Source organism: Agrobacterium sp. B1(2019), from assembly GCF_008274755.1.
Classification (GTDB): Bacteria; Pseudomonadota; Alphaproteobacteria; order Rhizobiales; family Rhizobiaceae; genus Agrobacterium; species Agrobacterium salinitolerans.
Genome location: NZ_VTPB01000002.1, coordinates 527,744 through 540,754, shown reverse-complemented (window position 1 = coordinate 540,754; position 13,011 = coordinate 527,744). Strand labels below are relative to the sequence as shown.

Here is a 13,011-nt window from a genome sequence, read left to right as displayed (position 1 = left end):
TGCGCCGTTGAGGTCAAGATCATGGCGGCTACGGTTGTCGGTACGGGCGGGGCGTCCATCCCCGCCGATCCTCCGATGGACAGGCGCAGGCTCATCGCGTTCTTCGCGATGGTCTTCGGCATGTTCATGTCCATTCTCGACATTCAGATCGTCTCCGCGTCGCTTGCGGAAATCCAGGCCGGCCTCGGTGCGGGGTCCGATGAGATCGCTTGGGTGCAGACTTCCTACCTGATCGCCGAAGTGATCATGATCCCGCTGTCAGGCACGCTGGCGCGCATTCTCTCCACGCGGGTGCTCTTCGCCACCTGTGCTGCGGGCTTCACCATATCGAGCGCGCTCTGCGCCACCGCTACCAATATCGACCAGATGATCGTCTATCGTGCGATTCAGGGCTTTATCGGCGGCGGCATGATCCCTTCGGTCTTTGCGGCGGCCTTTACGATCTTCCCGCCCTCGAAGCGCTCGGTCGTCTCGCCGATCATCGGTCTCGTCGCCACGCTCGCACCCACCATCGGCCCGACGGTCGGCGGTTATCTTTCCAATGCCTTTTCCTGGCACTGGCTGTTCCTCGTCAACATTATCCCCGGCATCATCGTCACCATCCTGACCTGGAGCCTGATCGATTTCGACAAGCCGGAGCGGTCGCTCTGGAAGAAGTTCGACTGGTGGGGGCTGATCTCCATGGCCGTCTTCCTCGGCTCGCTGGAATATGTGCTGGAAGAGGGCAACAACAAGGACTGGTTCAACGACGAACATATCGTCCTCGGTTCGGTGGCCATGGTTATCGGCGCGGTCGTGTTCTTCTGGCGTGCCTTCAAGGTGGAATTCCCTGTCGTGGATATCCGCGCCTTTGCCGACCGCAACTTCTCCATCGGCTCGCTCTTCTCCTTCGTCATGGGCATTGGGCTTTACGGCCTTACATATCTCTACCCGCTCTATCTCGGCCGGGTGAGGGGATATGATGCGCTGATGATCGGCGAGACCATGTTCGTTTCCGGTCTTGCCATGTTCTTCACCGCGCCGATTGCCGGCAAGGTCTCCACCAAGCTCGATCCGCGCATCATGATGGCCATCGGCTTCATCAGCTTCGGCTGCGGCACCTGGATCATGACGCATGTGACGACAGACTGGGATTTCTACGAGCTGTTGATCCCGCAGATCTTGCGCGGTTTCGGCCTGATGATGTGTATGGTGCCGATCAACAATATCGCGCTCGGCACGCTGCCGCCCGCGCGTATCCGCAACGCGTCCGGTCTGTTCAACCTCACCCGTAACCTCGGCGGGGCGGTTGGCCTTGCCATCATCAACACCATGCTGTCGCAGCGCACGGACGACCATTATGTGCGGCTGGCCGAACATATCAGCTACTCCAACCCGCAGGCGCTGGAATGGCTGAACAGTGTGGGCGCCAACTACGATTCCTACGGGCTGGACGGGGCCTCCGTCGCGGTCAAGAAAATGGTTGGCATGGTCTCGCAGCAGGCATGGATTTTGGCCTTCGCGGATGTATTCTTTGCGCTGACGATTTTGTTCGGAAGCCTGATCTTCATGACCGTGCTGATCCAGAAACCGAAGGCAGCGCCGCCGCCAGATGCGGCGCACTGATAACAATCCCCTCCCATCCACCGCAGAGCTGGGGCCGTCGAAAAGGACGGCCCCTTTTTTTGTTTTGATTATGGAGTGCGCGGGGGCGGCATATTTCTTCTCCCCGGCGTGGGGGAACACGCGGTGCCGTTTCGCGAAGAGCCGCCAACCCGATACCGCCTTTTTGTATAATATGAGGTACGTACATCATTTTTCGATTTACGGCGGCGGCAAAGCTGGATATGCAAGGGGGAGGGAGGAGCCATGAAGCCGACAGTTCACGATATCGCCGAGCGGGCGGGCGTCAGCCTTGCCACCATCGACCGGGTGCTGAACATGCGTCCCGGCGTGCATGCGGCAACGCGGGCGCGGGTTGAGGCGGCCATTGCCGAGCTTGGTTATGTGCGCGATATCGCGGCCGCCAATCTGGCTAAGGGCCGCAATTATTCCATGGTCTTCATCCTGCCCGGCAATGACAATTCCTTTATGGCGACGCTGCGCGCCGAGGTGCGGGCCGCCGCCAGCCGCTCCCATCTGGAGCGCACGGCCATTCGCGTTATCGAGGTGCCGCCGTTTAATGCTGCGGCGCTGACCGAGGCTCTGGAAGTTGCGCGGCGGGAAAAGCCGTCCGGCGTTGCCTTTGTCGCCACTGATTCCGAGGATGTGGCCGAAGCCGCCGACCGGCTGGCGGAAGACGGCATCGCCACCGTCACGCTGGTCTCCGACCTCTCGCGCTCTCGGCGTGATCATTATGCCGGTGTGGACAACGTCGCGGCCGGGCGCACGGCGGCGAGCCTGATGGGGCGTTTCCTGTCCGGGCGCGGCGGCGATGTCGCTGTTGTTGCCGGCTCCATGCTGGTGCGTGACCATCGCGAGCGTCTGGAAGGGTTTCGCGCCGTCATCGAAACCGAATTTCCGCAGGTGCGCCTGCTGCCGGTGCTGGAGGGCAGGGACGATCCGCTGACCGTCGAGACGCTGGTGCGCGAGGCGCTCGGCAACGCCTCACTGTCAGGCATCTATAGCCTCGGTGCAGGTAATCGTGGCCTCATCCGGGCGCTTGGGGCCGCAGACGGCGAAAGGACGCTTTCGGTCATCGCCCATGAACTGACGGAAAACACCGCCAATGCGCTGCGGGAGGGGCTGCTGGATGCCGTGCTCAACCAGGATGCCGGCCACGAGGTGCGCAGCGCCATCCGCGTGTTGAAGGCGCGCGCCGACGGTCTGCCCGTCATCGCCGCGCAGGAACGTATCCGTATCGACATATTCCTCAGGGACAATCTGCCCTGAGGAGAGCATTTCCAGGAAAAGTGGCCGCCGGTTTTCCGTCCGGAAATGCGGCGACTTTTAAAAAACGCTGAAAGCGGCGCGTGGCGCGCCGGAATGGAGAAATACATGTATCTCGGTCTCGATCTTGGCACTTCAGGCGTCAAAGCCCTGCTGATGGACGGCGATCAGAAAATCATCGGATCGGCCAACGGCTCGCTGGACGTTTCGCGCCCGCATCATGGCTGGTCCGAACAGGAGCCGGCAGACTGGATTGCCGCCACCAAAACAGCCGTTGCCGGCCTGAAGCAGCAGTTTGCGAAAGAGCTTGCCGCCGTCAAGGGCATAGGCCTTTCCGGCCAGATGCATGGCGCAACACTTGTTGATGCCGATGGCAAGGTGCTGCGCCCCTGCATCCTGTGGAACGACACGCGTTCTCACGCCGAGGCAGCAGCGCTGGATGCCGATCCTCGTTTCCGCAAGATCACCGGCAACATCGTTTTCCCCGGCTTCACCGCGCCGAAGCTTGCCTGGGTGGCGGAGAATGAACCCGAGATCTTCGCGAAAGTCGCCAAGGTGCTGCTGCCGAAGGATTACCTGCGTCTTTGGCTGACGGGCGAATATATCTCCGAGATGTCCGACTCCGCCGGCACCTCCTGGCTCGATACCGGGGCGCGCAAATGGTCTTCCGATTTGCTTGCTGCCACCGGGCTTGATGAAAAACACATGCCGTCGCTGGTGGAAGGCACGGACGAGGCAGGCGTGCTGCGCGCCGAGCTTGCTTCCGAATGGGGCATTTCCGACCGTGCCGTCGTTGCTGGCGGCGCAGGCGACAATGCCGCTTCCGCCTGCGGCATGGGCACGGTGAAGGAAGGCCATGCCTTCGTATCGCTCGGCACCTCGGGTGTGCTCTTTGCCGCCAATGCCTCCTATCTGCCGAAGCCGGAAAGCGCCGTGCATGCCTTCTGCCACGCGCTGCCCAATACCTGGCACCAGATGGGCGTCATCCTTTCCGCAACCGACGCGCTGAACTGGTATTCGCGCCTCACAGGCCAATCCGCTGCCGATCTGACCGGCGAGTTGGGCGAGACGCTGCTTGCGCCGACCGGCGTGACCTTCGCGCCCTATCTTTCCGGCGAGCGCACCCCGCACAACGACGCCGCCATTCGCGGCTCCTTCATCGGCCTTTCGCATGAAAGCGACCGCAAGGCGCTGACGCAGGCCGTGCTTGAGGGTGTGACCTTCGCGATCAGGGACAATCTCGAAGCGCTGAAATCCGCCGGCACCTCCATTTCCCGCGTCACCGCCATCGGCGGCGGCTCGCGCTCGGCCTATTGGCTGGCATCGATTGCTACGTCGCTTGGTGTGCCCGTCGATATTCCAGCCGAGGGCGATTTCGGTGCGGCCTTCGGCGCGGCGCGTCTTGGGCTGATTGCTGCGACCGGGGCTGATCCGGTGGCGGTGTGCTCGCAGCCGGAGACGGCCCGGACGATTGAGCCGGTGGCTGATCTGGCCGGTGCCTATGAGGAGGCTTACCGGCGGTATCACGCGGTTTATCCGGCGATCAGGGGGCTTTCGCATTGAGGTGCTGAGGGTGCTGCTTCACCCCCCTCTGCCCTGCCGGGCATCTCCCCCTCAAGGGGGGAGATCGGCAAGCGGCGGATACTTCACTTCATACGCCGCCTTGCGAGAGTTGAGGACGTAACCACGAGTCGATCTCCCCCCTTGAGGGGGAGATGTCCGGCAGGACAGAGGGGGGTAAACCCCACCCTCCAACCTCGAATTTTTGAAACGCAATTTAAACCCACCAAGGAGGAACCACCCAATGAGCACAGGCTTCTTCGGCGATATCGCCAAGATCAAATATGAAGGCCCCGACAGCACCAATCCGCTGGCCTTCCGCCATTACAACCCCGACGAAATCGTCGCCGGCAAGCGCATGGAAGACCATCTGCGTTTTGCGGTCGCCTATTGGCACACCTTCACCTGGCCGGGTGGTGACCCCTTCGGCGGCCAGACCTTTCAGCGCCCGTGGTTCGAAGACAGCATGCAGGCCGCGAAACTGAAGGCGGACGTGGCGTTCGAATTCTTCTCGCTGCTCGGTTCGCCGTTCTATTGCTTCCATGACGCCGATGTGCGCCCGGAAGGCAAGAACTTCGCGGAAAACACCAAGAACCTCAACGAGATCGTCGATTATTTCGCACAGAAGCAGGCCGATACTGGCGTGAAGCTGCTGTGGGGCACGGCAAACCTCTTCTCCAACCGCCGCTTCATGTCCGGTGCTGCGACCAATCCTGATCCTGACGTCTTCGCCTTCTCCGCAGCCACGGTGAAGACCTGCATGGATGCCACCAAAAAGCTCGGCGGCGCCAACTATGTTCTGTGGGGCGGTCGTGAAGGTTATGAAACGCTGCTCAACACCGATCTGTCGCGTGAACTCGACCAGCTCGGCCGCTTCCTCAATCTGGTGGTGGAGTACAAATACAAGATCGGCTTCGAAGGCACGATCCTGATCGAGCCGAAGCCGCAGGAGCCGACCAAGCACCAGTACGATTACGATGTCGCCACCGTTTATGCCTTCCTGCAGAAGAACGGTCTGGACAAGGAAGTGAAGGTCAATATCGAGCAGGGCCATGCCATCCTCGCCGGCCATTCCTTCGAGCACGAACTCGCCATGGCCAACGCCTTCGGCATTTTCGGCTCCATCGACATGAACCGCAACGACTACCAGTCCGGCTGGGATACCGACCAGTTCCCCAACAACGTGCCGGAAATGGCGCTCGCTTATTACCATGTTCTGGCCGGTGGCGGCTTCAAGAATGGCGGCACCAACTTCGATTCCAAGCTGCGTCGTCAATCGCTCGATCCGCAGGATCTGCTGATCGGCCATATCGGCGGCATGGATTGCTGCGCCCGTGGCCTGAAGGCAGCCGCGAAGATGATCGAGGACGGCGCGCTGTCGAAGCCGCTTTCCGAGCGTTACGCGAAGTGGGATTCCCCGGAAGCCCAGAAGATGCTGCGCGGCGAGCTGAAGCTCGAAGAGATCGCAGCGATGGTCGAGCGCGACGATATCAATCCTGAGCCGAAGTCCGGTCGTCAGGAGTATCTGGAAAACGTGGTCAATCGTTACGTTTGACGGGAATGTCGGGGGTGACGGTAACGTTGCCCCCATCGCCAGCACGTCGGCCGAACCGGCGTCACCGTGTTCTGACGCCGCGTCTTGCCCGCCTTAACCTGATGATATTGAAGTGTCGGGCGGCAGTGGAAACGACATTTGCCACACTGAAGAACCGTATTGACCCCCGTCGTGATCCGCTACCGTGGGATCCTCAAGATAAAGGCGCAAGTCCTGCTAGCGGTGGCCTTCAACATGCCCCTCTGGGTGACATTGCCGACGCCAACAAGGCCTCTCCGGGCCTGAAATCCACTCAAACCATCCTCAAGACCACGAAAAAGCCCGCCTCAAACAGAGGCGGGCGACTGATACGTTTCCAAAATCTCCAGACCAGAAAGTGGTCAGGCGATGGATATTGCAACGTGCCTCGCCGGTGCGAAGAAACGTACTGCAACCTCATGGCTCGTTTCAACGACCGGCGTTGTAGGCCGCGATTGCCGCCATGTTAACGATGTCGCTGTCCTTCGCGCCCATCGAGGTGATCTGCACCGACTTGTCGAGGCCGACGAGAAGCGGGCCGATGACGGTCGCGCCGCCCAGTTCCTGCAGCATCTTGGTGGAGATGGAGGCGGAATGGATGGCGGGCATGACCAGCACATTGGCCGGGCCGGAAAGGCGCGCGAACGGATACTGGCTCTGCATGCGGTGATGGTTGAGTGCTATATCGGCCGACATTTCGCCATCGACCTCGAAATTGACGTTGCGCTTGTCGAGGATTTTCACGGCCTCACGTACTTTGTCGGAGCGTTCGCCGACCGGCTGGCCGAAAGTGGAATAGGCGAGCATGGCAACGCGCGGTTCGTAACCGAAACGGCGTGCAAGGTGGGCGGCCTCTTCGGCGATATCCGCCAGGTCCTCCGCATTCGGCATATCGTGCACGGCCGTATCGGCAACGAAGACGGTGCGGTTGCGCGAGACCACCAGCGAAACGCCGATGACGCGATGGCCGGGCTTTGTGTTGATGCAACGGCGGATATCTTCCAGCGCCGTGGAGTAGTTGCGGGTCACGCCGGTGACCACGGCGTCCGCATCGCCCATCGCCACCATGCACGCGGCGAAATGGTTGCGGTCGTTGTGGACCAGACGCTGCACGTCGCGTAGCAGGAAACCGCCGCGCTGCAGGCGCGCATAAAGGTAATCGACATAGGCATCGACACGGCTGGAAAGGCGCGCATTGGTGATCTCGATATTGGCGCGGTCGAGATCGATGCCGGCGCGTTCCGCATTGGCCCGGATGATGTCGTCACGGCCGAGCAGGATGGCGGTGCCGAGGCCCTGCGCGGTGAAGGAAATCGCCGCGCGCATGACCTGTTCTTCTTCGGCTTCCGCAAAAACGACCCGCTTGGGCGAGCGGCGCACCCGTTCGTAAAGGCGCTGCGTGGTGGAAGCCATCGGGTCGCGGCGGGCGGAAAGCTCGCGGGCATAGGCATCGAGATCGGGCAGCTCCCGGCGGGCGACGCCGGTTTCAATCGCCGCTTTCGCGACGGCCACAGGAATTGCCGAGATCAGGCGCGGATCGAAGGGAACCGGAATGATGTATTGCGACCCGAAGCGTGGACGGTTGCCCTGATAGGCGGCGGCCACATCGTCAGGCACATCCTCGCGAGCAAGATCGGCCAGCGCCTGTGCCGCTGCGATCTTCATCGCATCGTTGATCTGGCTGGCGCGAACATCGAGCGCGCCGCGGAAGATATAGGGAAAGCCGAGGACGTTATTGACCTGGTTCGGGTAGTCCGAACGCCCGGTGGCCATGATGGCGTCGTCGCGAATGCGTGACACTTCTTCGGGTGTGATTTCCGGGTCCGGGTTGGCCATGGCGAAGATGATCGGCTTCGGCGCCATGGAGCGGATCATCTCTTCGCTGAAAGCGCCCTTCTGCGAAAGACCAAACACCACATCCGCACCCTTCATGGCTTCCGCCAGTGTGCGATTGTTGGTTTTCACCGCATGGGCGGATTTCCATTGGTTCATGCCTTCCGTACGGCCCTGATAGATCACGCCCTTGGTATCGCAGAGCGTGATGTTTTCAGGGTTGAACCCCATGGCCTTGATGAGGTCCATGCAGGCGATTGCCGCAGCGCCCGCGCCGTTGCAGACGAGCTTGGTGGTCTTGAAATCGCGGCCCGTCAACTCGATGGCGTTGATGAGGCCGGCGGCGGCGATGATGGCGGTGCCGTGCTGGTCGTCATGGAAAACGGGAATGTCCATCAGCTCGCGCAGGCGGCTTTCGATGATGAAACATTCCGGCGCCTTGATGTCTTCGAGATTGATGCCGCCGAAAGAGGGGCCGAGGTAACGTACGCAATTGATGAACTCATCGGCATCCTCGGTATCGACCTCGAGATCGATGGAATCGACATCGGCGAAGCGCTTGAAAAGGACCGACTTGCCTTCCATCACCGGCTTGGAGGCGAGCGCGCCGAGATTGCCGAGACCGAGGATGGCGGTGCCGTTGGAGATGACCGCAACCATGTTGCCGCGCGTGGTATAGTCATAAGCGGTCGCCGGATTTTCGGCGATGGCTTTCACCGGCACGGCCACGCCAGGCGAATAGGCGAGTGACAGGTCCCGCTGCGTCGCCATCGGTTTGGTCGGGGTAATTTCCAGTTTCCCCGGCCTGCCTTGAGCGTGAAAATCCAGGGCTTCCTGATCCGTAACCGATGTTCTTGTGCTGGCGGGCTTCGTCGTGTCGGACATGGGCTGAACGTGCTTTCGTGTCGATAACATTGTAAAAATATCCGCCGTTGTTATTGTATTTTTCGCGCGTCTGCCAAGTCTTGAATGTTGTTCAGTGCAGCAAATTTAAGCGTGATGAAATTTGCGGCCGGATTCAATCGATTAAGTCGACGTTCTTGACCCGTTGCTGGATTAGCGGGCCCGCGCGCCACCGCTCGACCGCAGATGCGGATCCGTGGGTGGTGCAATTGCCGCGATCCTCGTGGGCATTTGCGTGGCGAGTTCTGTGGAACCTCGCAAGCCATGTCGCGTTAGCGAAACGGGTCCCCGGGCAATCGACATGTCCTCCAAATGCCCTGTTGCTCATTCACCAAGCTTTCACAAGGCGAATTTATGAGCTTGCGCTTGCCCGCTCGCAAACCGATGATGGCGGCATTGGGAAATATGTATATTGTCCGGCGCGCCGGAAAATTTTTGATATTGGAAAGGTTTTGCCGTGAAGGAACATACTCGAAAGATCACGCCGGTTCTTCTGGCTGGCGGTGCGGGCTCTCGTCTTTGGCCTGTCTCGCGCGATCAGTTGCCCAAGCAGTTCCAGCCGCTGGTTGGCAATCTTTCGACCTATCAACAAACGTTGCAGCGGGTGGGCGACAAGAGCCTTTATGCCGAGCCGTTGGTGATCACGAACGAGGATTTCCGTTTCTTCGCCCGCCGTCAGGCGGAAGAAATCGATCTGCCGGCGACGGTGGTGCTGGAGCCCGCACGCCGCGACAGTGCCGCCGCCATGGCCGCCGCCGCCGTGCTGGCCGAGCGCCGTGAACCCGGATGCCTGGTGTTGGCGCTTGCCGCCGATCATGTGGTGCTCGATGCCGACAAGTTCTCCGACGCCGTGAAACTCGGCGCAAAGGCCGCCGATCACGGTAATATCGTCGTCTTCGGCCTGGTGCCGACCGAACCGCGCACCTCCTACGGTTATATCAAGCCGGGCGAGGCGATCGATGGCGAGGAAGACCTGAGCGCCGTCGAGGCCTTCGTGGAAAAGCCCGACATGAAGACGGCGATTTCCTATCTGGAAAAAGGCTATCTCTGGAATTCCGGCAACTTCCTGTTCCGTTCCGATGTGATGATCGCCGAGTTGAAGGCCTTCGCCCCGGAGATCCTGGCGGCGGTGACGCAGGCCGTCGAGCAATATGAGAGCGATCTGGGTTTCGTGCGCCTGCATCAGGAAAGCTTCGAGGCTTCGCCGAAAAATTCCATCGACTATGCGGTGATCGAGAAGACCAGGCGCATGGCGGTGGTGCACGGCCATTTCCGCTGGTCGGATATCGGCAGCTGGGATGCGATCTGGGAGATCGCCGACAAGCGCGGCAATGACAATGCGCTGGAAGGCAATGGCGTTTTCATCGATTCCGAAGGCTGCCTCATCCATTCGACGCAATTGCTGACGACGGTGGTGGGCGCCAGGGACATGGTTGTCGTGGCCACCAAGGATGCGGTTCTCGTGGTGCCGAAAAACCGGGTGCAGGACGTGAAGGGTCTGGTGGAGACGCTGAAGAACGGCGAACACGCGCCGCAGACGCAGACCCACAAGCGGGTCTATCGCCCCTGGGGCTATATCGAACACATGTATGTGGACGAGCGTTACCGGGTCGGCCACATCACGGTCGATCCCGGCCACCGCATCTCATTCCAGAAACATTATCACCGCTCGGAACACTGGATCGTCGTCAAAGGCACGGCGACGGTGACGATTGGCGAGGAAACCCGTCTGCTGACGGAAAACCAGTCGGTTTACATCCCGATCGGCGAGTCACATCGGCTTGCCAATGAGGGGCAGATTCCGCTCGAACTGGTCGAAATCCAGACCGGAGCCTATATCGGCGAGGATGATGTCATTCGCATCGAGGATGATTATAAAAGGCAATAGACTTGCGGCAGCGCCGAAGGTTTGGAGAAGAGGAGGCGCACAGTCAGTCGTTCGCCTCACTTTCCCGGCTCAGGAGAGCAGCGCGTTCACGCAATGGGCAAGGGCATGGGAAAGCATCGCCGCTTCCAGCCCCCGGCGCCAGAAAAGCCATCCAAACAGCAGGCCGGGAATAAAATTGGCGAGCAATACTGTAAGTATCAGCGCCGCTTGCGGCCGACCGACAATCGCAAACAGAAACGGCAGGTGACCAGCGGCGAAGAGCGCCGCTGTCATAAGAATTGCGGCCCAAAAAATCACCGGCCGAATCTGTGCTCTTCCCGTCATGCGCCAGAGCGCCCATGCGAAAAACGACATCAGGCCCCATCGGGTCAGTAGCTCCTCCGTAATCCCGCCATAGAGAATCCTGGTCGCCAGCGGGACATTAAAAGCGGTCATTTTTGCCATGGTGGCCGCATCTGTGACTAATGGCAGGATCGCTGATGAATAGGTGATCATCATAAGGCCGATGGCAATCCCCGCGACAAGTGCGGGCGGTGCCTGCCTTCGCAGAACTGCCAGCGTGCTGTAACCCTTTAACCAGCTGTCGATCAACGGAGCGCCAAGTCTGAGCCTAGGGGCGACAGACTGACCGGCCGCCACCGCCGCAATGGTCAATATTGCTGGCTGGATGAGGATCAGCAGGCGCATTCCGAATGAAAGTTGCTGTCCCGGTACCAACTGCTCCAATGTCGCCAATAAAAGCGATGCGACGCCAGTTAGTCCGATAACCAATAGAATATGCCAGCGCTTCATACTGTTCTTCACCTGTTTTTCTCCCTATGAGGTTTTGTAAACGACTGGCATTGCATGTGGATTACGCAGTGCAATCCCTGTGCCGCCCGCCTATCCGGCGCATTTTGCAATCGTTCAAAATACCTCCTGAAGGCGCTGTGAGATTTGTATTTTTGACGGTTGCCTAATCAAAAATCTTCGCATACGTTCCAACTGCAACGTTTCAGTGAGGGAGGAGACTCATGCGAATGCGTGTTATTTCTACGGCCTTTTTGGCCAGCGTTATGATTCCGGCGGGTATCGCCGGGGCCACCGATCTTGAGGTGACCCATTGGTGGACATCGGGCGGCGAAGCCGCCGCGGTCGCCGAATTGGCCAAGGCTTTCGACGCCACCGGTAACAAATGGGTGGACGGCGCGATTGCCGGTTCGGGCGGCACGGCCCGGCCGATCATGATCAGCCGCATCACCGGCGGTGACCCGATGGGTGCGACCCAGTTCAACCACGGCCGGCAGGCGGAAGAGCTCGTTCAGGCGGGCCTGATGCGCGACCTGTCCGATGTTGCTGCAAAGGGCAACTGGAAAGACGTCATCAAGCCTGCGAGCCTGCTTGACAGCTGCACCATCGACGGCAAGATTTATTGCGCGCCGGTCAACATCCACTCCTGGCAATGGCTGTGGCTTTCCAATGAAGCCTTCAAGAAGGCGGGCGTTGAAGTTCCGAAGAACTGGACGGAATTTGTCGCCGCCGCACCGGCGCTGAAAAAGGCCGGTATCCAGCCGCTCGCGCTCGGTGGGCAGGCCTGGCAGGCCAACGGCCTGTTCGACACGCTGACGCTTTCGCTCGGTGGCAAGGACCTTTATCAGAAAGTCTACGGCGACAAGGATGCCGAGACTGCAGCCGGGCCTGAGATGGCGAAGATTTTCGCGGCTGCCGTCGAGGCGCGCGACATGGCCAAGGGCACCAATGTTCAGGACTGGAACCAGGCCACCAACATGGTTATCACCGGCAAGGCCGGCGGCCAGATCATGGGGGACTGGGCGCAGGGTGAATTCCAGCTTGCCAACCAGAAAGCCGGCACGGACTATTCCTGCCTTCCCGGTCTTGGTCTTAGTGAATACCTCACCACGGGTGGCGACGCCTTTTATTTCCCTGTTTTGAAGGACGAGGCGAAAACCAAGGCGCAGGACGTTCTTGCCGCAACGATCGTCGATCCGAAAACGCAGGTTGCCTTTAACCTGAAGAAAGGCTCGCTGCCGATCCGCGGCGACGTCGACCTCAATGCAGCCAATGACTGCATGAAAAAGGGTCTGGCAATTCTGGCCAAGGGCAATGCGCTGACCAGCACCGACCAGCTGATTTCTGCCGATACGCAGAAACAGAAGGAAGACCTGATGGCGGAGTTCTTCGCGGGCTCGATGTCGGCGGAAGACGGGCAGAAGCGCTTCGCAGACATTATCGGTTCGGCGGACTGATTGTGATCTCTCCGGGTGGGAAAGCGCTTCGACGCTTTCCCTTCCAGCGTCCTGCCTGTGCAAAATCACTAGTACAGGCAGGGGTTTCATGCGGCGAGGCTTTTGCCTGACCGCTAACTGTAACGTTACAGGAGGAGGTA

General features: G+C 60.1%; 8 protein-coding genes and 1 pseudogene. 7 read left to right on the top strand and 2 right to left on the bottom strand.

What is annotated here, in order from left to right; all coding sequences use genetic code 11:
• Nucleotides 1-21: 21 nt before the first annotated feature.
• From AGR1_RS17240 to AGR1_RS29900, 5 genes and pseudogenes are all read left to right on the top strand, one after another.
• Entirely contained in the window at nt 22-1,605 is a 1,584-nt protein-coding gene (locus tag AGR1_RS17240) for a DHA2 family efflux MFS transporter permease subunit (protein ID WP_080795827.1), read from the top strand.
• Nucleotides 1,606-1,848: 243 nt separating this feature from the next.
• Nucleotides 1,849-2,871 (top strand): LacI family DNA-binding transcriptional regulator, encoded by a 1,023-nt coding sequence (locus AGR1_RS17235; protein WP_149147672.1) that lies wholly within the window; start codon nt 1,849-1,851, stop codon nt 2,869-2,871.
• A gap of 105 nt (nt 2,872-2,976) precedes the next feature.
• On the top strand, nt 2,977-4,431 hold the full coding sequence (gene xylB / locus AGR1_RS17230; protein ID WP_149148007.1) for a xylulokinase: 1,455 nt from the start codon (nt 2,977-2,979) through the stop codon (nt 4,429-4,431).
• 241 nt (nt 4,432-4,672) lie between these two features.
• Entirely contained in the window at nt 4,673-5,983 is a 1,311-nt protein-coding gene (xylA, locus tag AGR1_RS17220; protein WP_149147671.1) for a xylose isomerase, read from the top strand.
• A 44-nt stretch (nt 5,984-6,027) separates the two neighbouring features.
• Nucleotides 6,028-6,268, top strand: a pseudogene (locus AGR1_RS29900) (IS5/IS1182 family transposase); the annotation flags it as partial.
• 162 nt (nt 6,269-6,430) lie between these two features.
• Here AGR1_RS29900 and AGR1_RS17215 read toward each other — a convergent pair.
• Nucleotides 6,431-8,719 (bottom strand): NADP-dependent malic enzyme, encoded by a 2,289-nt coding sequence (locus AGR1_RS17215; RefSeq protein WP_080795840.1) that lies wholly within the window; start codon nt 8,717-8,719, stop codon nt 6,431-6,433.
• 475 nt (nt 8,720-9,194) lie between these two features.
• Between AGR1_RS17215 and AGR1_RS17210 the strand changes: the two genes are divergently transcribed.
• Nucleotides 9,195-10,625: a mannose-1-phosphate guanylyltransferase/mannose-6-phosphate isomerase gene (locus AGR1_RS17210; RefSeq protein WP_149147670.1), complete on the top strand. Its 1,431-nt coding sequence runs from the start codon at nt 9,195-9,197 to the stop codon at nt 10,623-10,625.
• A 69-nt stretch (nt 10,626-10,694) separates the two neighbouring features.
• Here AGR1_RS17210 and AGR1_RS17205 read toward each other — a convergent pair whose 3' ends face one another.
• Complete coding sequence (locus AGR1_RS17205) at nt 10,695-11,417, bottom strand: CPBP family intramembrane glutamic endopeptidase (protein ID WP_080795844.1); 723 nt, start codon at nt 11,415-11,417, stop codon at nt 10,695-10,697.
• 221 nt (nt 11,418-11,638) lie between these two features.
• Between AGR1_RS17205 and AGR1_RS17200 the strand changes: the two genes are divergently transcribed.
• The gene (locus AGR1_RS17200) at nt 11,639-12,871 is read left to right on the top strand and encodes an ABC transporter substrate-binding protein (protein WP_080795846.1); all 1,233 of its coding nucleotides are present in this window, start codon (nt 11,639-11,641) and stop codon (nt 12,869-12,871) included.
• The last annotated feature ends 140 nt before the right edge of the window (nt 12,872-13,011 follow it).